General features: G+C 73.7%; 17 protein-coding genes and 1 pseudogene. 15 read left to right on the top strand and 3 right to left on the bottom strand.

What is annotated here, in order from left to right:
• From ACK8HX_RS14625 to ACK8HX_RS14610, 4 genes are all read left to right on the top strand, one after another.
• Positions 1-428: ATPase, T2SS/T4P/T4SS family (locus tag ACK8HX_RS14625; protein ID WP_411941457.1), on the top strand; the 428-nt coding region annotated here is incomplete at its 5' end.
• The gene (locus ACK8HX_RS14620; protein WP_411941456.1) at positions 425-2,419 is read left to right on the top strand and encodes a VWA domain-containing protein; all 1,995 of its coding nucleotides are present in this window, start codon (positions 425-427) and stop codon (positions 2,417-2,419) included. The genes ACK8HX_RS14625 and ACK8HX_RS14620, both read left to right, overlap by 4 nt.
• Positions 2,420-2,422: 3 nt before the next feature.
• On the top strand, positions 2,423-3,331 hold the full coding sequence (locus ACK8HX_RS14615) for a type II secretion system F family protein (protein WP_411941455.1): 909 nt from the start codon (positions 2,423-2,425) through the stop codon (positions 3,329-3,331).
• Positions 3,328-5,340, top strand: a complete 2,013-nt coding sequence (locus tag ACK8HX_RS14610) for an acyltransferase family protein (RefSeq protein ID WP_411941454.1) — start codon at positions 3,328-3,330, stop codon at positions 5,338-5,340. Before ACK8HX_RS14615 ends, ACK8HX_RS14610 begins: the two co-directional genes overlap by 4 nt.
• Positions 5,341-5,350: 10 nt before the next feature.
• Here ACK8HX_RS14610 and ACK8HX_RS14605 read toward each other — a convergent pair whose 3' ends face one another.
• Positions 5,351-6,013, bottom strand: a complete 663-nt coding sequence (locus tag ACK8HX_RS14605; RefSeq protein ID WP_411941453.1) for a response regulator transcription factor — start codon at positions 6,011-6,013, stop codon at positions 5,351-5,353.
• A gap of 15 nt (positions 6,014-6,028) precedes the next feature.
• On the bottom strand, positions 6,029-7,624 hold the full coding sequence (locus ACK8HX_RS14600; RefSeq protein ID WP_411941452.1) for a sensor histidine kinase: 1,596 nt from the start codon (positions 7,622-7,624) through the stop codon (positions 6,029-6,031).
• Positions 7,625-7,736: 112 nt separating this feature from the next.
• Between ACK8HX_RS14600 and mtrA the strand changes: the two genes are divergently transcribed.
• The 9 genes from mtrA to ACK8HX_RS14555 all read left to right on the top strand — a co-directional run bounded on the left by mtrA (position 7,737) and on the right by ACK8HX_RS14555 (position 17,473).
• A complete protein-coding gene (gene mtrA / locus ACK8HX_RS14595; protein WP_411941451.1) occupies positions 7,737-8,414 on the top strand; it encodes an MtrAB system response regulator MtrA in 678 nt (225 codons plus the stop codon).
• 2 nt (positions 8,415-8,416) lie between these two features.
• The gene (gene mtrB / locus ACK8HX_RS14590) at positions 8,417-10,165 is read left to right on the top strand and encodes an MtrAB system histidine kinase MtrB (RefSeq protein WP_411941450.1); all 1,749 of its coding nucleotides are present in this window, start codon (positions 8,417-8,419) and stop codon (positions 10,163-10,165) included.
• Positions 10,162-11,985 carry an LpqB family beta-propeller domain-containing protein gene (locus ACK8HX_RS14585; protein WP_411941449.1) on the top strand — a complete coding sequence of 608 codons (1,824 nt, stop codon included), beginning with the start codon at positions 10,162-10,164 and terminating at the stop codon, positions 11,983-11,985. Before mtrB ends, ACK8HX_RS14585 begins: the two co-directional genes overlap by 4 nt.
• Positions 11,986-12,127: 142 nt before the next feature.
• On the top strand, positions 12,128-12,943 hold the full coding sequence (locus tag ACK8HX_RS14580) for a phosphoribosyltransferase family protein (RefSeq protein ID WP_411941448.1): 816 nt from the start codon (positions 12,128-12,130) through the stop codon (positions 12,941-12,943).
• 155 nt (positions 12,944-13,098) lie between these two features.
• Entirely contained in the window at positions 13,099-13,755 is a 657-nt protein-coding gene (hpf, locus tag ACK8HX_RS14575; RefSeq protein WP_411941447.1) for a ribosome hibernation-promoting factor, HPF/YfiA family, read from the top strand.
• A 68-nt stretch (positions 13,756-13,823) separates the two neighbouring features.
• Positions 13,824-14,543 (top strand): response regulator, encoded by a 720-nt coding sequence (locus ACK8HX_RS14570; RefSeq protein ID WP_411941446.1) that lies wholly within the window; start codon positions 13,824-13,826, stop codon positions 14,541-14,543.
• Positions 14,536-15,735 carry a winged helix-turn-helix domain-containing protein gene (locus ACK8HX_RS14565; protein ID WP_411941445.1) on the top strand — a complete coding sequence of 400 codons (1,200 nt, stop codon included), beginning with the start codon at positions 14,536-14,538 and terminating at the stop codon, positions 15,733-15,735. The genes ACK8HX_RS14570 and ACK8HX_RS14565 overlap by 8 nt, the downstream gene beginning before the upstream one ends.
• 143 nt (positions 15,736-15,878) lie before the next feature.
• Entirely contained in the window at positions 15,879-16,364 is a 486-nt protein-coding gene (locus ACK8HX_RS14560; protein WP_411941444.1) for a TadE/TadG family type IV pilus assembly protein, read from the top strand.
• Complete coding sequence (locus ACK8HX_RS14555; protein ID WP_411941443.1) at positions 16,349-17,473, top strand: pilus assembly protein TadG-related protein; 1,125 nt, start codon at positions 16,349-16,351, stop codon at positions 17,471-17,473. The genes ACK8HX_RS14560 and ACK8HX_RS14555 overlap by 16 nt, the downstream gene beginning before the upstream one ends.
• A 12-nt stretch (positions 17,474-17,485) precedes the next feature.
• Here the strand turns inward: ACK8HX_RS14555 and ACK8HX_RS14550 are convergent, their stop codons facing one another.
• Positions 17,486-18,619 (bottom strand): GNAT family N-acetyltransferase, encoded by a 1,134-nt coding sequence (locus tag ACK8HX_RS14550; RefSeq protein ID WP_411941442.1) that lies wholly within the window; start codon positions 18,617-18,619, stop codon positions 17,486-17,488.
• Positions 18,620-18,786: 167 nt separating this feature from the next.
• Between ACK8HX_RS14550 and secA the strand changes: the two are divergent.
• Both secA and ACK8HX_RS17760 read left to right on the top strand, forming a co-directional pair.
• Positions 18,787-21,277 (top strand): annotated as a pseudogene (gene secA / locus ACK8HX_RS14545) (preprotein translocase subunit SecA); the annotation flags it as partial.
• A 53-nt stretch (positions 21,278-21,330) separates the two neighbouring features.
• Positions 21,331-21,690, top strand: a complete 360-nt coding sequence (locus ACK8HX_RS17760; RefSeq protein ID WP_459349936.1) for an SEC-C metal-binding domain-containing protein — start codon at positions 21,331-21,333, stop codon at positions 21,688-21,690.
• The last annotated feature ends 13 nt before the right edge of the window (positions 21,691-21,703 follow it).

Below are 21,703 nucleotides of genomic sequence, written 5' to 3'. Positions count from 1 at the left end.
ACGGTGCCGCGCTCGACATGCTCCAGGCGATGAACACCGGCCACGACGGCTCGATCACCACCGTCCACGCCAACAGCCCTCGCGACTCGCTCGCCCGTCTCGAGACCATGGTGCTCATGGCGGGTGTCGAGCTGCCCGTGCGCGCCATCCGCGAGCAGGTCGCCGGCGCGCTCGACATGGTCATCCAGCAGGCCCGCCTCAAGGACGGCTCGCGGCGCATCACCGCGATCTCCGAGGTGGTCGGCATGGAGGGCGAGGTCATCACCCTCCAGGACATCTTCACCTTCGACTTCTCCGCCGGCCGCGACGAGCAGGGCCGGTTCCGCGGCCAGCTCGTGAGCACCGGCCTGCGGCCGAAGTTCACCCAGGACCTCCAGGACCTCGGGGTCGACCTGCCCCCGACGCTGTTCACGTTCGGGGCGCGATGACGATGTCCACCCGGAGGCTGCTCCCGAGGGCGGTGACGACCGCGGTCGTCGCCGTGCTCGCGGCGCTCGTCCCCGTGTCCCCGGCCCACGCCGCCGAGGAGGCCCGGGCGAGCCTCAGCGACCTGCGCCCCGGTGCCTCCGTCATCGACGGCACGCTCATCGTCCGCGGCACGACGACCCTCACGGTCGACACCGCCGGGGTCAAGGCCACGGTCGGGGGGCAGGACGCCCAGGTGACCCTCAAGCCCGCCGCCGCCAAGGCGCGCACGACGATGCTCGTCATCGACACGAGCGGCTCCATGGAGAACAGCGGCATGGCCACGGTCCGCGCCGCGGTGAGGGACTTCCTCGCCGCCGTGCCGAAGGACGTCAAGGTCGGGGTCGTCTCCTTCGCCTCGACCGCCGGCGTCGACGTCAAGCCGACGACGAACCGGGCCGCCGTCCAGCGCGCCGTCGACAACCTCCGCTCCCGCGGGGAGACCGCGCTCTACCAGGGCGTGCAGGTGGCCGTGAAGGCCCTGGGCACCAGTGGCGAGCGCAGCATCGTCCTCCTCAGCGACGGCGGCGACACCGTCGAGGACATCAAGGGCGGCAACGCGCGCGAGGCCTCGCAGCTCAAGGCGGCCGTCAACGCGCTGACCAAGGCCAAGGTCCGCGCCGAGGTCGTCGCGTTCAACAGCCCCGAGTCCAACGGTGGCGTCCTGCGCCAGTTCGCCACGGCCGGAGGCGGATCCGTGGTCACGGCGACGAACCGGGAAGCGGTGGCGTCGGCGTTCAACGCGGCCGCGCGAGCCCTCGAGTCGCAGGTGACCATCTCGGTCCGGCGTCCGGCAGGCCTCACCGGTGTCCAGCCGGTCGTCGTCACCGGGACCGCGTCGGGCCGGCCCTTCACGGCCGAGGCCGAGCTCGACCTCGGCGCGGCCGCCCCCGTCGTCGAGGTGAACGAGGACGAGCAGGTCGTCACGGCGCCCGGTGTCATCAGCTCCGAGCCGCTGCCGTCGCCGCCGCTCGGGGTGTTCCTGCCGGTGGCGATGGGCGTCATCTTCCTCGGCATGTTCCTGCTGGTCATCACCGGCTTCGCCCCCGCCTTCCGGTCGGCGCGCAAGGAGCGGGTCAGCACCATCGAGGCCTACGGCATCGGCGGCAGGGCCCGGGTCGCCAAGGCCGAGAAATCCGCGTCCGCCGGGGTCACGCAGAGCCTCGTCGACGCCGGCGAGAAGGTGATGTCCGGTCGCGAGTCGACGAGCCGCACCATGGCCCTGATCGACCGCGCCGACCTTCCGTGGCGCGCGGGCGAGTGGTTCGTCATCCGGATCCTGTCGGTCCTCGTCGGTGGGCTCATCGGCTACGTGCTGCTGGCGTCGCGCAGCATGTGGGTCGGCCTCGTCCTCGGCATCGTCCTCGGGTACGTCTTCCCGGCGGTCGCGCTGCGATTCCTCGCGCGCCGCCGTGCCAACGCCTTCGAGTTCGTCCTGCCCGACGTCCTCATGCTCACCGCGACCAGCCTCGCGAGCGGCTTCAGCCTCCTCCAGGCCCTCGACGCCGTCGCCCGCGACGCCCCGCAGCCGGCCTCCAAGGAGTTCTCGCGAGCCCTCGCCGAGACCCGCATCGGCGCCGACGTGTCCGACGCGCTCGAGCACATGGCCGAGCGGATGGACAGCGCCAACATGCGCTGGGCGACGATGGCCATCCGCATCCAGCGCGAGGTCGGTGGAAACCTGGCCGAGACGCTGCGGACCACCGCCGCCACGCTCCGCGAGCGCGAGGGACTGCGGCGTCACGTCAAGGCGCTCTCCGCCGAGGGTCGCCTCTCGGCCTACATCCTCATCGCCCTCCCGTTCGGCCTGCTCTTCTACTCGATGTGGACGAACTACGAGTACGTCAGCCTGCTGTGGAACTCCCTCTTCGGCTTCGCGATGCTCGGTGCCGGGAGCGTCGCGATGATCATCGGCATCTTCTGGATGCGCAACGTCGTCAAGATCGAGGTGTAGGTCGTGCTCCTGTTCTTCGGTGCCCTGCTCATCGTGGCCGGTGCCGCCGTGGCCGTCCTGGCGACGGGACGCGGCGGGGGTGCCAGCCGCGGCGTCGCTCGCTCCCTCGAGCTCGTCAACTACCAGCCCACCCGGGCCATGGTCGGCAAGAGCGAGCTCGCGGCCAAGGACCGCCTGCTCGACCCCCTCATCAACACGCTGCGTCGCCTGGCCGAGCGCCTCTCGCCCGGCGGCACCGGCGACCGCATCGCCCGCTCGCTCGACAAGGCGGGCAACCCGGCCGCCTGGACCATCGAGCGGATCATGGGCGTCAAGGGCATCGGCCTCTTCCTCGGTGGCGTCGTCGCCCTCGTCATCTTCGGTGTCGGTCTCACCGGCTTCCTCGCCGCGGCCGCCGCCGCCGCCGCCGGGTTCTTCCTGCCCGACCTCCTCGTCTACAACCTGGGTCTGAAGCGTCAGCAGGAGATGCGCAAGGGCCTCGCCGACGCGCTCGACATGCTCACGGTCTGCGTCGAGGCGGGTCAGGGCTTCGACGCGGCGATCCTCCAGGTCGCCAAGACGGTGACCGGACCGATCGGTGGGGAGTTCGCCCGCGTCCTCTCCGAGATCCAGATCGGCAAGTCGCGGGCCGACGCCTTCGCCTCGCTCGGCGAGCGCACGACCGCCCCCGAGGTGAAGACCTTCGTCAGCGCCCTCGTCCAGGCCGACCGCATGGGTCTGCCGGTGGCCGCGGTGCTGCGCGAGCAGACCCGTGAGATGCGCATCGCCCGCCGCCAGCGCGCCGAGGAGCAGGCCCAGAAGGTCACGGTCAAGATCCTCTTCCCCCTGCTGCTGTGCATCTTCCCCGCGCTGTTCATCGTCATCATCGGCCCGGGTGCCATCCGGATCGCCGAGGTCTTCTCGAGCCTGTGACCGGCTCGGGGCCCTCCGGCACCGGCCACCACCGCCTCGACGTCCAGGGCCTGCGGGCCGCGGCCGTCGCCGCGGTCGTGCTCTACCACGCCGGGGTGCCCCTGCCCGGTGGCTACCTCGGGGTCGACGTCTTCTTCGTCGTCTCGGGCTTCGTCATCACCGGGCTGCTGGCGCGCGAGCGCGCGAGCACCGGCCGCACCGACCTGCGCCACTTCTACGCCCGCCGGTTCCGACGCCTCGTCCCCGCGCTCTCCGTCATGGTCGTCGCGACGCTGGCGGTCTCGCTCGTGGTGCTCTCACCCCTCGGGCCGCTCCAGACGGCGGTGCTCACGGGTGTCGGGGCGATCCTGTTCTCGGCGAACGTCGTCATCGCCCGCTCGACGGGGGACTACTTCGGGGTGCCCGCGGAGACGAACCCGCTGCTCCACACGTGGTCGCTGTCGGTCGAGGAGCAGTTCTACCTGGTCGTGCCGATGCTCCTCGTGACGACGTGGGGCCTGGTGGCGCGCAGCGGTTCCCGCCCGAGCCGTCGGTGGCCGGCGGCGGCCACGACCGTCGGCGCCCTGACCGTCGTGTCCCTCGCCCTCGCCGCCGTCGCGGCCCTGGCGCCGACCGGCACGGCCCCCGGCGTCCTCGGGTTCTACAGCACCGTCACCCGGGCCTGGGAGTTCGGCGCCGGGGCACTCGTCGCCCTCCTCGGGTCGCGCGCCGTCCCCGGGCGCAGCACACCGGCGCTGGCCGGCTCGCTCGGCGCCGTCCTCGTCGCCGCCTCGTTCGTCGCGCCCACGGGAGGGGGCCGCATCCAGCTCGTCGCGACGGTCACGGCCGTCCTCGGCACCGTCCTCGTCGTCCTCGCCGGCGGGTGGGCGACCACGTCCGTGACGAGGGTGCTGTCGTCCCGCGGGTTCGTCGGGCTCGGCGACCGCTCGTACTCGGTCTACCTCTGGCACTGGCCCGTCATCGTCCTCGCCTCCCTCGTCGGCGGGGGAGCGGCGTGGGTGGCACCGGCCGCGGCGGCCGCGTCGGTCCCGCTGGCGTTCGCGTCGTACCGGTGGGTCGAGCAGCCCTTCCGCCGCCCCGGACCCGACGGCCGCCCCGTCCTCGCCCTCGTCGTCGGGGCCACCGTGGTCCCGGTGCTCGCCGTCGCGGCCCTGGCCGTCCCGCTGCTCTCGTCGCGGGTCGGCGAGGCGCCCGTGCGCGCCCTGGCGGCGGCCGACGTCAGTCCCGCCGCGGTCGCCCACGGCTGCGACACCCCGACCGTCCGGCTCTGCACGTGGCCGGCGCAGGGCGCCGCTGCCGGGCCGGCGCCCGGCACGGTCCACCTCGTCGGCGACTCGCACGCCGGCCACTACAGCGACGGGGTCGTGGCCGCCGCCCGGCTGGACGGCCGGCCGACGTCGGCGACGATGTCGTACAGCTGCCCGTTCGTCCCGGGTCTCGCCGTCTCGCTCGACACGGTGACGACCGACTGCCGCGACCGCAACGACGCCCTCCTCGCCGAGCTCCTCGCCGAACCCCCCGGAACCGTCCTCGTCGCCAATGCCGACACGTACTGGTCGGACCCTCGCTGGGTCGCGGCGGGGCCGTCCGGCGACGCCACGACGGACACCGACGCGAAGCTGTCGCTGCTGCGGACCGCGCTGTCCGACACGGCTTCCCGGCTGCGGACGGCGGGACACCGGGTCGTCCTCCTCCAGTCCGTGCCGCTGCACGTGGACTACCGGCCGGAGCGGTGCACCCTGTCGGTCATCCGGGCGGGGGAGTGCCACGACACCGTGTCGCTCGACTCCCTCACCGTCGGCCAGGGGCGGGTGCGCGTCGTCCTCGACGAGGTCGCCACCGCCACCGGGGCCCGGGCGTTCGACCCGTGGCCGCTGCTGTGCGAGGGGGCCTCGTGCTCGACCGACCGCGACGGCGTCGCGCTGTACCGCAACTGGAGCCACCTCAGCGTGGCCGCGAGCCGCGACCTCGCGCCGGCCCTGCTCGCCGTGCTCGGCGGGGCGGGCTGAGCGACGGCGGTCAGACCTGGCGGTTGTCGTCGTCGGCGACCAGCCCCAGCCGGACGGCCGCGATGACCGCGCTCGCGCGGTTGTGGGCGCCGAGCTTCTCGTAGATCTTGCCGATGTGCGTCTTGACGGTGGACGGGCTCATGTAGAGCTGCCGGCCGACCTGCGCCACCGACGCACCCTCGACGAGGAGGTCGAGGACCTCGGACTCGCGCTGGGTCAGCCTGGTCTGGGGCGCCTCGCTGCGGCGGCGCATGGCCTCGGCGAGACCGCTGGCGCTGAACTCGCCCGGCATGTCGGCGGCCCGGCGCACGGCCGAGATCACCTGCTCCGAGGGCGCGCTCTTGCGGACGAGGGCCGAGGCGCCGGCGTCGAGCGCCTCGAGGAGGGTGGCGTCGTCGTTGAGCATCGTCAGGACGACGAGGCCGATGTCGGCGGAGCGCTCGCGGGCCGCGCGGACGAGCGAGAGGCCGCTGCCGTCGGGCATGGTGACGTCGACGACGGCGACGACCCGACCCTCCGGCGGGGACGCGAACACCCGCTCGAGCATCGCCTGGCCGTCGGCGAGCGAACCGGCCTGCCCCACCACCGACACGTCCTCCTGGGCGGCGAGCATGCCCGCCACGGCCTCGCGGACGACGGCGTGGTCGTCGACGAGCACGACGCTGATCCCCACGGGCGCTCCTTCGGGTCAGGAATCGCGGAACGCGCCGACCGCGGCGGGCTCCTGCACGGTCAGGTTAACGGTGGTCCGCTTGTTCGGCTCGGTCCTGACGAACAACGTGGCGTCGAGCGTGTCGAGCCCCGGGTCGCGGAAGCTGCGCTTGGCCAGCCGCGGGTCGCCGTCGTGCGAGACGTCGACGCGCGCCGGGCCCGCGTGCGACGTCGAGAGGGAGACCCAGGCGTTGCGGGCGCCGGACGACTGGGCGTCGGCGAGGATGTCCATGACGATCCGGTGGATGACGATCTCGACCCGCGGGTCCATCCGGCGCTGGCTCTCGCTGACGGTGACGGTCGTGCGGACACCGGTGACGCTGCCGAAGCTCTGGACCGCGGCCCCGATCACGGCACCGAGGCCCGTGCCCGGGCGCTCGGCGACGCGCAGCTCGGTGACCTGGAGGCGGAGGTCGGCCATCGCCGTGCTCATCTGCTCGCGCAGCGCGTCGAGGCCGTCGCGCATCGGGACACCGGGCGGGCCGGCCATCGCGCGCAGGGCGTCGACCTGGTAGCCGAGCGCCGCGAGCTCCTGGGCGATGCCGTCGTGGATGTCACGGGCGATCCGGTTGCGCTCCTCGAGGCTGGCGAACTGGCGCAGGGTGCCGAAGAGGAGACCGGCCTGGAGGGTGGGTGCGATCCGCCGGATGACGTCGCGGGCGATCGTGCGCTCCTGGTCGGTGAACGTGCGCTCCTCCGCGCGCTCGGCGACGAGGACGGTCGTCGACCCGTTGCCGAGGGCGAAGGGGACGACGAGGGCCCGGCGCCGGCCCATGTCGTCGACGAAGCTCACCTCGGTCGGCTTCCAGCTGCTCGAGTTCGAGCGGAGCAGGGTCGACAGGTGCTCGGCGATGTGCCACGGCGCGCGGGTCGAGCCGCGCAGGGCCACCGGGACGAGGTGCTCGGCGTCCTCGGTGACGAGGACCGCGCTGCGCGACGACGGGACCTCTGCGGCGAGGAGGTCGAGGGCGAGGGTCGCGCTCGCGGGGGCGTCGAGGCCGGTCGACATCTGCGAGGAGAGGTCCTGGAGACGCTGGATCAGCTCGATGGCCTCGCGGGCCGCCGGGTCGGGCCCGGACGCCTCCTTCTCCTCGATGAGCCGCGTGTTCCACATGCCGAGCAGGCCCATCGCGATGGTGGCGCCGATCCACAGCAGCGACCCGGCGGGCGAGTGGTCCCGCGCCTCGCCGAGGACGAAGAGGGTGACGAAGGTCCCCGACGAGGCCACCGACGTGGCGAGCGCGCCGAGCCGTCCGGTGCGGGCACCGGCGTGGAAGGCCGGCATCAGGGCGAGGAGGGAGGCGCCGATGCCGGTCCACGCGTAGGCGACCCCGGCGGCGGCCGCGGACCCGACGAGGAGGGTGAGGACGAGGGTGTTGACGACGCCGCGCCGCGCCACCGGCATGTTGCCGATCGCGACGACGACGAGGTCGAGGGCGACGACGAGGAGCAGCCACGGGACGACCTCGTCGGCGGACTGGGTGATGACCGCGAGCACCAGGCTGAGCAGCGCGAAGGCGAGGCGGATCTTCGCCGACGCGTCCAGGCGCAGCAGGCGAGAGGTGCGGGTCACCCTCGAAGGGTAGTGACTCCGGCCCCAGGTCTCTCGGCAAACCGGGATGTGTCCCAGCACGCTGTGGGAGGATGGCGCGACATTCGGGCACCGTGGGGAAAGGACCGGCGACGTGAAGGGTCGCGTACTCGTCGTCGACGACGACCTGGCGCTGGCGGAGATGCTCGGCATCGTCCTGCGCAACGAGGGTCTCGAGGTCGACCACGTGGCCGAGGGGTCGTCGGCGCTGGGGGCGTTCCGCGACCACCGCCCCGACCTCGTCCTCCTCGACGTCATGCTCCCCGGCAAGGACGGCCTCGAGGTGTGCCGCGAGATCCGCGCCGAGTCCGGCGTCCCCATCGTCATGCTCACCGCCAAGACCGACACCGTCGACGTCGTCCTCGGCCTCGAGTCCGGTGCCGACGACTACGTCGTGAAGCCCTTCAAGCCCCAGGAGCTCATCGCCCGGGTCCGCGCCCGGCTGCGGCGCGGCGACGAGCCCGAGCCGGAGCGGCTGACGATCGGCGACCTCGCCATCGACGTCGCCGGCCACTCGGTGACCCGCGACGGCGTGCCGCTCTCGCTGACTCCGCTCGAGTTCGACCTGCTCGTCGCGCTCGCCCGCAAGCCGTGGCAGGTCTTCACCCGCGAGGTCCTCCTCGAGCAGGTGTGGGGCTACCGGCACGCCGGCGACACCCGCCTCGTCAACGTCCACGTGCAGCGGCTGCGCTCGAAGATCGAGCACGACCCCGAGCACCCGGAGATCGTCGTGACCGTCCGCGGCGTGGGCTACAAGGCCGGCAAGGCCTGACCGTGTCCGGCAACGCCGACGTCGGCGTCCGGACCCCCGCAGAGTCCGGCGAGGGGCCCGCCGACCCCGCGCGCACCGCGCGCCGACTCGACCTGCGCCCCGACCTCGACGGCGGAGGACCGTCCCTCGACGGCGAGGAGGGGGTCCGCGCCCGGGCCGCCGACCTCGCCGCGGCACTCGTCGGGGGCGTGCGACGCCTCGCGAGCGCCGGCCGCGCCCGGTGGCGCCACTCGCTCCAGCTGCGCGTCGTCACCACGACGATGGCGCTCGGCCTCGTCGTCGTGTCGCTGCTCGGCGGCGTCCTCCACGAGCAGATCGCCAACGGCCTCGAGCGGGACCGCATCGAGTCGGCGGAGTACGAGGCGCTGGCGCTGACCGGCCAGGCGCAGACGACGTGGCGCAACTCCGCCTCGACGTCGGTCGACGCCCTCAACCAGGCCGCCAACGACATCATGCAGCGGATCCTCGCGGCCCCCGAGGAGGACCCGAGCCGCTACGTCGTCATGACCCGCTCGCAGAACAACGACAGCGACATCGTCCTCGTCGAGCTGCGCAGCGGGGCCCTCGACCTGTCCGCGGTGAGCGAGGACCTCCAGCGGGCCGTGTCCGCCTCCCCGGACCGCCAGCAGGTCCAGATGAGCGAGGTGACGGTGCGCGGCGAGACGCTGCCCGCCGTCATCGTCGGCAGCGTCGTGGAGGTGCCGGACGCCGGACCGTACGACCTCTACTTCATCTACCCGATGAAGCAGGAGGTCGCGACGATGGAGCTGATCAGCAGCTCCTTCCTCCTGGCCGGGGTCATCCTCACCCTCCTCGTCGGCGCGGTCGCGTGGGTCGTCACCCGCCAGGTGGTCGCGCCGGTGCGGCGCGCCGCGGAGGTCGCCCAGCGGCTGTCGGCGGGCAAGCTCAACCAGCGGATGCCGACGCGGGGCGAGGACGACCTGGCGCTCCTGGCGACCTCGTTCAACGCGATGGCCGACAGCCTGCAGTCCCAGATCCGCCAGCTCGAGGGTCTCTCGGCGGTCCAGCAGCGCTTCGTCTCCGACGTCTCCCACGAGCTGCGCACGCCGCTCACGACGATCCGGATGGCGGTCGACCTCATCCACGAGGCCCGCACCGACTTCGACCCCACGGTGGCCCGCTCGGCCGAGCTGCTCGCCGGTGAGCTCGACCGGTTCGAGGCCCTGCTGTCGGACCTGCTCGAGATCAGCCGGTTCGACGCCGGTGCCGCCGCCCTCGACGTCGAGCCGGTCGACATCGCCGGCACGGTCCGCAAGGTCGTCGAGGCGGCGCGGCCGCTCGCCGAGCGGCGGGGGAGCCGCGTCACCGTGCACGCGCCGGCCGCGGTCGCCGAGGCCGAGGTCGACGAGCGCCGGGTCGAGCGGATCCTGCGCAACCTCGTCGTCAACGCCATCGAGCACGGCGAGGGCAAGCCCATCGACATCCACGTGGGGGTCGGTGGCGACGCCGTGGCCGTCGTCGTCGAGGACCACGGCGTCGGCCTGCGCCCCGGCGAGGCCGCCAACGTCTTCACCCGCTTCTGGCGCGCCGACCCCGCCCGGGCACGCACCACCGGTGGCACCGGCCTCGGGCTCTCGATCTCGCTGGAGGACGCCCGCCTGCACAACGGGTGGCTCCAGGCGTGGGGCAAGCGCGGCGTCGGGTCGAGGTTCCGGCTCACGCTGCCGCAGCGCGCGGGGGAGACGCTCCACGGGTCACCGCTCTCGCTGAGCCCGACCGAGGACCGGTGAGCCGCGCGGGCACGGGCGCTCGCGGCGGCCGGTCCGGTCGCCGCGGACGTCGGGGTCGGCGTGGCACGGCGCTCGCGGCGGTCGTGGCGGTCGCGGCCCTGCTGGGCGGGTGCGCCGGGCTGTCGCGCAGCGGGCCGGTCGAGCCCGGCCTCGAGGTCGGCAGCGCGAACCCGCCCGACGTGCGGTTCACCTTCCCCGGGCCCGTCGAGGGGGCCGGGCAGGAGAGCATGGTGCGCGGCTTCCTCCGGGCCGGCGCGGCGAGCGACGGGGCCTACGAGAACGCGCGGGCCTTCCTCACCGCACCCGTGAGCGAGCGCTGGAACCCCGACCGCGCCATCGTCCTCCTCGCCGACGACACGGCGCCCTCGGCCCGCCTCCTCGACACCGCGACGGTCGAGGTGACCGCCCGCGCCGCGGGGACGGTCGACGCCGAGGGGCGGTTCACGGCCGTCAAGCCCGGGAGCACGGTGAAGGCGGTGTTCCGGCTGTCCACCGTCGGAGGGGAGTGGCGGCTGTCCGAGCTGCCGGAGGGGTTCGGCCGGTGGATCGCCCGGTCCGACGTCTCGCGGCTCGTCCAGCCCTACGCCCTCCACTACGTCTCGACCAGCCGCCGCGCCCTCGTGCCGGACGTGCGCTGGTTCCCCTCGGACAAGCTCGCGACGCGCCTGGCGCGCGCCCAGCTGGCCGCGGTCCCGGTGCACCTGCGCGGGGCCGCGACGACCGCGGTGCCCGCCGGTGCGCGCCTCCTCGGTGACGCCGTCTCGGTCGACTCGGGCGTGGCGACGGTCAACCTCATCTCGGCACGGCTCGGGCCGGGGGAGGCCCTGCGGCAGAACCTCTGGGCGCAGTTCGTCGGCACCCTGACCCAGGACGCGTCGGTCAACCGGGTCGCGCTCTCCGTCGACGGAGTCCCCGTCGACCTCGCGGGCCTCGACGCGTCGGCGGGGACCCTCGCCGAGGTCGGCTTCGCCACGCCACCCGGGGCCGCCCTGCCCGCGCCGGTCGTGCGCCGGGGCAACGACGTCGTGGGCTTCGACCCGGCGTCGACCGAGCAGGACCCGCGCCAGCCGGCCACACCGGTCACCTACCCGCCCGTCGACCGGTCCTACCGCCACCTCGCCCTCTCCGCCGACGGGACCGAGCTCGCGACGGCCGACCCCGGGGAGCAGGGCGTCTCCCGGTGGCGCGGCACCAACCGGTACGAGGTGCCGCTCGACGCCGGCGACGTGGGCTCACCCGCCTACGACCGGCGTGGGTGGCTGTGGCTCGGGGCGGTGTCGGGCGAGGGACCGGAGGGGCCGCGGCTGTGGGTCGTCGACACCCGCGCCGACCCCGCGGACCCCGAGGCCGCGCGGGCGCGTGGCGTCTCCGCCTCCTGGCTCGACGGGCGGCGCGTGCTCGAGGCTCGCGTCGCACCCGACGGCGACCGGGTGGCCGTGCTGTCCGTGGGGGCCGACGGGGCGGGGCACCGGATCGACCTCGCCGGGATCCGGCGCGGCGGCGGCGGGGTGCCGCAGTCGCTGGCGTCGCCCCTGCGGCTCGCCGTGCCCGTGGTCCGGGCCGTCTCCCTCGCCTGGCTCGACGACCGGACGCTCGCGACGCTCGCGGTCCTCGACGGCAGGACGCTCCAGCCCACCGTCCTCACCGTGGGCGGCGAGGTGCGGCCGCTGGCCGCGGTGCGCGACGCCGTCGCCATCACCGCGACGGGAGGGGAGCGCGAGCTGTTCGTCACGACCGCGAGTGGCCGGCTCTTCGCCCGCGAGGGGTCGCAATGGGTCGACAACGGGCCCGCCGACGACCTCGCCGTGCCCGCAGGCTGATCCGGGGCCGGGGCGCCCCGTCGCGGGCCACCCGGGCGGGTCGCTTGCCGGTGGCCGTCCACAGGTGGCCTGCGCGGCGGGCGTCGTCCACAGGTTCCGGCGGGGACTGGCGGCGGCGGGTCGCGTGCCGGAGCGTGGCCGGATGACGACGAGCCGGCAGGCGGTGCGGGAGGCCCTGGGGGCGGTGGGTGACCTCGTGCTGCCGGTGCGGTGCGGGGGGTGCGCGGGGCCGGGCGGACCGCTGTGCCGGCGGTGCCGTGGCGAGGTGCGCGCCTCGGGCGGCCTCGGCGGGCCCCGTCGCCTCGCCGGGCCGGCCGGCGGCGGTCTGCTCGTGTGGAGCGGCGCGCGGTTCGAGGGGGCGCTGCGCGAGGCGGTCACCGCGTGGAAGGACGCCGACCGGGGCGACCTGTCCGTGCCCCTGACCGCGCTGCTGTCGGGTGCGCTGGTGGGGGTGCTCCTCGCCGACCCGGCCCTGCGGTCGACCACGGCGTCGGGGCAGCGGGTGCTCGTCGTCCCGGTCCCACCCTCGCCGGCCGCACGGCGCCGCCGCGGGCAGGACCCCGTGGGCGCACTCGCCGCGGCCGCGGCGGCCGCCGTGCGCGGCCCCCCGGCACCGGGCCGGACCCACCTCCTCCAGGTCCTCGACGCCCTGCGGCACCGGCGCCGGGTCGCCGACCAGTCGCGCCTGACCCGCGAGCAGCGGGCGCGCAACCTGGCGGGCGCCCTCGAGGTGCGCCCGCGCGCTGGTCCCCTCGTCGCGGGTTGCGCGGTCGTCCTCGTCGACGACGTCGTGACGACCGGTGCGACCCTCGTGGAGGGCGCCCGGGCGCTGCGGTCGGCCGGCGTGACCCACGTCGCGGCGGCGACCGTCGCGGCCACGCCCGGACCGTCCCACGACGTGGCCGGTGCCACGGACCGCCCGTCGGGGCAGGTCGCGCCGGGGGTCGGCTCGTCCTGAGGACGACCCGGTGCGGTGCCCTCCTCCCGTTCCCCTTGTGACCCACCGGAAGCCGGGCTAGCGTCAGGACACGTCCTCGATCCCTCGGAGGTGGTGCCCCCGACGACAGAGCCCGCGCGAGCCAGGTAGCACCCCCCAGCACAAGGAGGACCAACGTGGACATCGTCGTGACCGGACGGCACCTGACCGTCTCCGACCGCTTCAGGGCGCACATCGAGGACAAGCTCGCCAAGGTGAGCCAGCTCGAGCCCCGCACGAGGCGGATCGAGGTCCTGGTCAGTCATGAGGCCAACCGCCGTCAGGCGAAGGCGGGTGAGCGGGTGGAGATCACCTGTCACGCCAAGGGCCCCGTGGTCCGGGCGGAGGCGTGCGCCGAGGAGAAGCACGCCGCCCTCGACATGGCGATCGACAAGCTGATGGAGCGCCTGCGCCGCAAGAACGACAAGCGGCAGGTCCACCGGGGCCGGCGCACGCCCGAGTCCGTCGCGAAGGCGACCGCGCGCATCGCCACGCCCTCCGAGCCGGAGTCGGCGGCCGCCGAGCAGGACGCCGGCGACCCGTTCGGCGACTCCCCGGTCGAGGTCCGCGAGAAGATCCACCGTTCCGCCCCGATGACGCTCACCGAGGCGCTGAGCCACATGGAGCTCGTCGGCCACGACTTCTACCTCTTCCACGACGTCGACACCGACCGTGCGAGCGTCGTCTACCGCAGGCGCGGCTGGAGCTACGGGGTCCTCCATCTCGACCTCGACGGCTCGCTCGCGGGCTCCGACGACGAGGTCGGGGCCGACGTCGAGGCCGCGGCGTCCTGAGCCCCCGATGCACTTGCTGAGAACCCGATCCGGGGTGGTGCTGGGCAGCGCCGGTCCCACCTGCGACGATGTGTGCCGTGGACGCTGACGCGCAGAGGGACGTCACGCCCGGGTCGGGGGGCAGCCCCATCCGCGTGGTGATCGCCGACGACCACGACCTGTACCGGCGCGGCATGCAGGTCGTCGTCGAGCTCGACGGCCGCGCGCAGGTGGTCGGTGAGGCGAGCAACGGGGCGGAGGCCGTGGAGGTCTGCGTCCGGCTCCACCCCGACATCGTCCTCATGGACGTCCGGATGCCCGGTGTCGGCGGCATCGACGCGTGCCGCCGCATCCGGGCGGCCGCCCCCGAGGCGCGCATCCTCATGCTGACGATGTCCGACGACGAGACCGACCTGTTCGAGGCGATCAAGGCCGGCGCGAGCGGCTACCTGCTCAAGGACCTCCCGGGCGAGGAGGTCGCCGACGCCATCAGCCGGGTCCACGACGGGCAGGCGATCATCCCCCCGGGCATGGCAGCCACCCTCCTCGTGGAGTTCTCCCGCCTGAGCCAGGCCTCGCGCTCGGTCGACGGCGCCACCCCGCCGCCGCAGCTCACCGACCGCGAGGTCGAGGTGCTCCGGCTCGTCGCCCGCGGCCTCGCCAACCGCGAGATCGCCGACGAGCTCGTCATCTCCGAGAACACCGTGAAGAACCACGTGCGCAACATCCTCGAGAAGCTGCACCTGCACTCGCGCGTCGAGGCGGCGGTCTACGCGCACCGGCAGCACCTGCTCCCCACGGATGAGTGACGCGCCCGAGCGCGTCCACCTCAGCAAGCCCGCCGCCCGCCGCATCGCGCTCGCGGCCCAGGGTTTCGCGCGCCCACGCCCCGCCGTGCCCGGGACCCGCGACGTCCAGCGCGTGGTGGACACCGTGGGCGTCGTCCAGATCGACAGCGTCAACGTCGTCGTGCGCTCCCACTACCTCCCCTTCTTCTCCCGGCTCGGGCCCTACGACCGGGCCCTCGTCGACCGGGCTCGCGACGTCGCGCCGCGCCGGGTCGTGGAGTACTGGGCCCACGAGGCCTCGCTCGTCGCGCCGTCGACGTGGCCGCTCCTCGACTTCCGGATGCGCCGGGCCCGCTCCGACGCGTGGGGCGGTATGCAGCGGGTCGCCCGCGACCACCCCGAGCTCGTCGCGGCGGTCCTCGCCGAGGTCGCCGCACGCGGCCCGCTGACGAGCCGTGAGGTCGAGGCCGCCCTCGCCCACGACCTCCCGCGTGACCGCGACGAGTGGGGGTGGAACTGGAGCCTGGTGAAGAACGCCCTCGAACACCTCTTCTGGTCCGGGGAGGTGTCGAGCGCCGGTCGCACCCAGCAGTTCGAGCGCCGCTACGCCGTACCCGCCCGCGTCCTCCCACCCGCCCATCGGGCCGCCGCCCTCGACCCCGCGGCCCGGCCACGGGACGACGAGGCGTTCCGCCGGCTCGTCGAGCGGTCCGCCCGCGCGCACGGCGTCGGCACCGAGCAGTGCCTGCGCGACTACTTCCGGCTCAGGCCCGAGCAGGCGCGCCCGGCGGTCGAGGCACTCGTCGCCGACGGGACGCTGGTCCCGGCGAGCATCGAGGGCTGGCACCGCCCCGCGTTCCTCCACCGCGACGCCCGCCGCCCCCGCCGGGTCCGGGCCCGCGCCCTCCTGTCGCCCTTCGACTCCCTCATCTGGCAGCGCGACCGCACGCGGGCGCTCTTCGGCTTCGACTACCGGCTCGAGATCTACGTCCCCGAGCCGCAGCGGGTGCACGGCTACTACGTGCTGCCCTTCCTCCTCGGCGAGGACCTCGTCGCCCGCGTCGACCTCAAGTCCGACCGGGCGGCCGGCGTGCTGCGGGTCCGGCGGACGACGTGGGAGGACGGCCGGGGCAGCGCCGACGACGTCCGCGAGCTGCACGACGAGCTCGCCCTCATGGCCGGCTGGCTGGGCCTGGCGGGCGGTGTGGCCTGACCGGTGGCGGCGGGAACGGGACGACACGGCCCGTTCGGTCGGGAAGAGCCTTCTCGAGTCGGGCACACTGGAGACCTCCCGGTCGCCCCCTGACCCACCCTGCTCCCGAGGGGACACCTGCTGTGCCGTTCCACCCTGCTGCCGTGCGCGACACCCCGCCCGAGGCGCGCCCGACCCACCGCCGCGCGGCCCGCCGCAGCGAGTCCGGTGCCTCCGCCGTCGAGTTCGCGCTCGTGCTGCCGGTCCTCATCCTCCTGCTCGGCGGCATCATCGACTTCGGGTTCATCTTCAGCCAGCAGATCGCCCTCAACAACGCGGCCCGCGACGCCGCCCGCGCCGGTGTGGTCCAGCCGCTGACCGGCACGGCGCGGACCTGCTCCCAGCTGACGACCATCGCCCGCAACAGCCTCTCCGGCGGCGTCGGGATGTCGGCGGCGGCCGTCACGGTCACGCCGTCGCGCTCGGACGGGGTCAACCCGTGCTCGACGACCCGGCCGTGCACCGGTGCGCCCGGGGGCACCCAGCTCGTCGTCCAGGCCACGTTCGCCTCGAGCCCGCCGTTCCCGGTGCCGTTCCTCGGCACCGTGAACCTCCGCGCGAAGGGGGCCTTCCAGTGCGAGTACGCCTGATCCCGCGGCGCATCCCGCGCCCCCGGCGCGACGAGCGCGGCGCGGTCACGCTCACGGTCGCCTTCCTTCTCGTCCCGATGATGCTCCTCGCCGCGTTCGTCCTCGACGTGGGCAACAGCTACGCCCAGGCGCGGGCCTTCAGCTCCGGGGCCGACAGCGCGGCGCTCGCCGTCGTCCAGCAGAAGCGGCTCGCGCTGACGGCCAACCCGGCGGCCTACAGCCCCGGCCGCTCGTCGACGTGTTCCGACGTGCGGGTCCAGGACGGGTCGGCCTCGGCGAGCACGGCGCTCGACCTCGCCACGGCCAACCAGCCCCGGTCGGTCGGCCTCACGGCACCCGACGTCGCGGCGAGCCTGTCGTGCAACGCCGACGGAGTCCTCGAGGTCACCGTCACCGTGACCCGCTCGGTGCCGACGACGCTGGGCCGCCTCGCCGGCGTCGACGCCATCACGGTGCGCAAGACGGCCACGGCCGCGCTCGGTGGCGCCTCCGAGGTCGCCGGCGCCAAGCCCATCGCCGTGTGCGACCTCCAGGCCCAGGACGTCATCGCCGCCGGTCTCGCGAACCCCGCCGACCCCGCCGCCCGGCTCATCCACCTCGAGAAGGTCTGGAGTGGCGAGAAGTGCAACACCGACGCCGGCGACAGCGCGGGCGCGGGCAACTGGGGCTTCCTCTACTGCGGCTCCAACGGGGCCAGCAAGCTCGCCGAGTACATCACCGACGGGTGCCCCGCAGGGACCATCCGCCTCGTCAACGGCACCCTGCACATGACGGGGACGCCGGGCAACAAAGGCAGCTCGAACCCGGTCGACACGGCGCTCGAGGCGGAGATCGGCGACACGATGGTGCTCCCCGTGTACACGACCGTCAGCCAGAACGGCGCCAACGCCGACTACACCATCTCCGGCTTCCTCACCGTCAGGCTGTGCGGCTACCACGGCAAGAACGCCTACCGGGCCGCCTGCTTCGACTCCTCGGTGGGCCTGCCCGCCGACACGATGCAGGTCCGGTACGTCGGCTTCCAGACGGCCGCCGACATCGCGAGGACGACCTGCGGCATCGGCACGGCGAGCTGCGGCTCGGTCCTCGGCACCGCGCTGCTCAGGTAGCGCCGCCGCGGGTCACTCGGCGAGCAGCTCCCAGTGGAGGGCGTCGACCGGCAGCCCCCCGGGGAGGACGTCGGCGGCCGTCTCGCGGCCCCAGATGGTGAAGCCGACGGAGTCGAGCACGCGGTTGCTCCCGACGTTGTCCTCGGCCGTCTGCGCGACGAGGCGGCGCAGGCCCAGCCCCCCGGCGGCCCTGGGCAGGAGGGCGTGGCGGGCGAGGGCGGTGGCGGCCCTCGTCGCGACACCGCGGCGCCGCGCGCTGGGGAGCACCTGGTAGCCGAGCTCGGCGGTGTCCTCGTCGAGGGTGCCCTCGACGGTGAAGACGAGCACCTCGCCGAGGGCGGTGTCGGTCGTGGCGTCGGCGACGCACCAGCTGATCATCTGCCCCTGGGCCATCCGCTCCCGCCGTGTCGTCAGCCACTCGGGGAAGGTGTCGGCATCGAGGACCCCCCGGGCCGGCATGTGGTGGTCGGGCTGGTCACGGGGCTCGAGGGCCGTGACGTCCTCGTCGCGCCAGCCCCGCAGCCGCAGCCCGGCGTCGACCTCGATGACCGGCGGGTCGTCCCACGGGGTCCGGGGTTCCATCGGGTCGTCGGCGCCCAGGCTCGCCCGCCACGCGTCGAGGGCGGGCCCGCCATCGGGGTCGGCCAGCTGCTGCGGGATCGTCCCGTGGTGGGCGAACCCGCACGCCCAGGCGACCCTCCACGACGCGAAGTTGCCGCGGGGGGCCGCCCAGTGGACCCGCACCCCGTCGGCCTCGGTGAACCACCAGCGGGCCGCGAGGCGCAGGGCGCCGGCCATGAGGCCCCGGCCGCGCCCCTCCGGGTGGAGCCCGAAGCCGGTCTCCGCCGCCCCGCCGCCCAGCGGCCGCAGGTCGAGGGTGCCGAGGAAGCGGCCCTCGGGGTCGGTGGCGTCGGTGACCGCCCAGAACCGGTGCCCGCCCGCGTCCTCCCACGACCGCTCGATGACGGCGAGGAAGTCGCGCGCCTCCTCGGCCGAGTAGGGGCGCGGGACCGTCGTCCAGCGCAGGGTCTCGGGATCGGTGCACTGCTCGACGATGCGGTCCTCGTCCTCCGGGCGGTGGGCGCGCAGGAGGACGACGCCGTCGGTGAGCTCCGGGACGCAGGCCGGGTAGGACGGGCTGGTCATGGGGTCAGCCAACCACCGCTCGCGGCGGCGGGGAACTCACCCCGCCGGGCGCCGCGTTGGGTCGGGGCGGGGTCGGCCGTCTGCGGTGGGCCCCGGGGCGCTCGACTACCCTAGGCAGGTCCGGTCGAGAGCGACCGCCATGCAGCCACGCCAAGGGAGTCCCACTCGTGAAGATCGTCGAGAAGCTGTTGCGCGCCGGTGAGGGGCGCACCCTCAAGAGGCTCGACAACATCGCGGCGCAGGTCAACGCGATCGAGGAGGACTTCGAGAAGCTGACCGACGCCGAGCTGCGCGCGGAGACCGACAAGTTCAAGGCCCGGCTGGCCGACGGCGAGAGCCTCGACGACCTGCTCCCCGAAGCCTTCGCGGCGGTCCGCGAGGCGAGCAAGCGCACCCTGGGCAAGCGCCACTTCGACGTGCAGATCATGGGTGGGGCCGCCCTCCACATGGGCAACGTCGCCGAGATGAAGACCGGTGAGGGCAAGACCCTCGTCGCCACCCTCCCCAGCTACCTCAACGCGCTGACGGGCAAGGGCGTCCACGTCATCACGGTCAACGACTACCTGGCCGAGTACCAGTCCGAGCTCATGGGCCGCGTCCACCGCTTCCTCGGCATCGAGACCGGCTGCATCCTCGCGACGATGACCCCCGAGCAGCGCCGCGCCGAGTACGCGAAGGACATCACCTACGGCACGAACAACGAGTTCGGCTTCGACTACCTGCGCGACAACATGGCCTGGTCCACCGCAGAGCTGGTCCAGCGCGAGCACCACTTCGCCATCGTCGACGAGGTCGACTCGATCCTCATCGACGAGGCGCGGACGCCGCTCATCATCTCCGGCCCGGCTGACCAGCCGACGAAGTGGTACCAGGAGTTCGCGCGCATCGCCACGCGCCTCGAGCGCGGTGAGCTCGAGTCCGGTCTCGGCGACTACGAGGTCGACGAGAAGAAGCGCACCGTCGGCGTCCTCGAGCGCGGCATCGACAAGGTCGAGGACCACCTGGGCATCGAGAACCTCTACGAGTCGGCGAACACCCCGCTCATCGGCTACCTCAACAACGCCATCAAGGCCAAGGAGCTCTTCCAGCGCGACAAGGACTACGTCGTCATGAACGGCGAGGTCCTCATCGTCGACGAGCACACCGGGCGCATGCTGCCCGGCCGCCGCTACAACGAGGGCATGCACCAGGCCATCGAGGCCAAGGAGGGGGTGGAGATCCAGAACGAGAACCAGACCCTCGCGACGATCACCCTCCAGAACTACTTCCGCATGTACGACAAGCTCTCCGGCATGACCGGCACGGCCATGACCGAGGCCGCCGAGCTCAACTCGATCTACAAGCTGGGCGTCGTCCCGATCCCGACGAACCGCCCGATGATCCGCCTCGACCAGGCCGACCTCGTGTACCGGACCGAGGAGGCGAAGTACCGCGCCGTCGTCGACGACATCGTCGAGCGGCACGAGAAGGGCCAGCCCGTCCTCGTCGGCACGGTGTCGGTCGAGAAGTCCGAGTACCTCTCCGAGCAGCTGCGGCGCCGCGGCATCCGCCACGAGGTCCTCAACGCCAAGCACCACGAGCGCGAGGCCGCGATCGTCGCCGACGCCGGCCGCAAGGGCGCCGTCACCGTCGCGACGAACATGGCCGGCCGAGGCACCGACATCATGCTCGGCGGCAACCCGGAGTTCCGGGCCGTCGCCGCGCTCAAGCAGCAGGGCCTCGACCCGCACGAGACCCCGGAGGAGTACGAGGCCGCGTGGGACGCCGCCCTCGAGGCCGCCGAGGCCCACGTCGCGGCCGAGCACGAGGAGGTCACCGGGTACGGCGGCCTGTACGTCCTCGGCACCGAGCGCCACGAGTCGCGCCGGATCGACAACCAGCTGCGCGGCCGGTCCGGTCGCCAGGGCGACCCGGGCGAGTCGCGGTTCTACCTCTCGCTCGAGGACCACCTCATGCGGCTGTTCAACGCCGGGCTCGTCGACCGCGTGATGACGACCGCCAAGCTCGACGACGACCAGCCGATCGAGTCCAAGCTCGTCTCGCGCTCCATCCAGTCGGCGCAGGCGCAGGTCGAGGCCCAGAACTTCGAGATCCGCAAGAACGTCCTCAAGTACGACGACGTCCTCAACCGCCAGCGCACGGTCATCTACGACGAGCGGCGCCGCGTCCTCGAGGGCGAGGACCTCCACGAGCAGCTGCGCTTCTTCGTCAATGACGTCATCGAGGGCTACGTCGACTCCGAGACCGCCGAGGGCTTCCCCGAGGACTGGAACCTCGAGCGCCTGTGGGGCGCGCTCAAGGCGCTCTACCCGGTGTCGCTGACGCCCGACCAGGTCGAGGCGGCCGCGGGTGGGCGCAGCGCGCTCACCGCGGAGAAGCTCAAGGAGGAGCTGCTCTCCGACGCCCACCACGCCTACGACGAGCGCGAGAAGGCCCTCGGCGAGGAGGTCATGCGCGAGGTCGAGCGGCGGGTCATGCTCTCGGTGCTCGACCGCAAGTGGCGCGAGCACCTCTACGAGATGGACTACCTCCAGGAGGGCATCGGCCTGCGGGCGATGGCCCAGCGCGACCCGCTCGTCGAGTACCAGCGCGAGGGCTTCGCCCTGTGGAACACGATGAACGAGGCCGTCAAGGAGGAGTCGGTCGGGCTCCTCTTCCACGTCGACGTCCAGGTCGACCAGCCGCCGGCGGAGGCGCCGGCGGTCCAGCCGATGCACGTCTCGCAGATGCTCGGGGCGATGGCGGGCGCCGCACCGGCAGCCGCCGACACCGCCGGTGACGTCGCCGTCGCCGAGGAGGAGCCGGTAGCCGCGGGGTCGTCGGGCGCCTTCGGTGGCGGGGCCGACGGGCAGCGCCGGGTCGAGGTGAGCGGTGTCGGGGTCGGGCGCCCGCGCACCGGGGCCCTGCACTACTCCGCGCCGAGCGAGACCGGGGGCGTCGACGAGCGCGACGAGGGCGCGCCGGCCGCCGGTGCCGCGCTCTCCGACGAGCAGCTCGCCACCACGCCGCGCAACGCTCCCTGCCCCTGCGGTTCGGGCAAGAAGTTCAAGATGTGCCACGGGCGCCGCTGACCTCGCAGGTCAG

Origin of the sequence: Oryzobacter faecalis (assembly GCF_046764005.1) — a bacterium.
Lineage (GTDB): Bacteria > Actinomycetota > Actinomycetes > Actinomycetales > Dermatophilaceae > Oryzobacter > Oryzobacter faecalis.
Note: the sequence above shows the minus strand (reverse complement) of the source record. Positions and strands in the feature narration are given on the sequence as shown.

What these genes read in the sequence shown, in the direction of transcription:
- ACK8HX_RS14620 (WP_411941456.1), top strand. Translation starts at nt 425, where the DNA reads ATGACGATGTCCACCCGGAGGCTGCTCCCGAGGGCGGTGACGACCGCG.
- ACK8HX_RS14580 (WP_411941448.1), top strand. Translation starts at nt 12,128, where the DNA reads ATGACGACGAGCCGGCAGGCGGTGCGGGAGGCCCTGGGGGCGGTGGGT.
- ACK8HX_RS14570 (WP_411941446.1), top strand. Translation starts at nt 13,824, where the DNA reads ATGTGTGCCGTGGACGCTGACGCGCAGAGGGACGTCACGCCCGGGTCG.
- ACK8HX_RS14565 (WP_411941445.1), top strand. Translation starts at nt 14,536, where the DNA reads ATGAGTGACGCGCCCGAGCGCGTCCACCTCAGCAAGCCCGCCGCCCGC.
- ACK8HX_RS14550 (WP_411941442.1), bottom strand. Translation starts at nt 18,619, where the DNA reads ATGACCAGCCCGTCCTACCCGGCCTGCGTCCCGGAGCTCACCGACGGC.
- ACK8HX_RS17760 (WP_459349936.1), top strand. Translation starts at nt 21,331, where the DNA reads ATGCACGTCTCGCAGATGCTCGGGGCGATGGCGGGCGCCGCACCGGCA.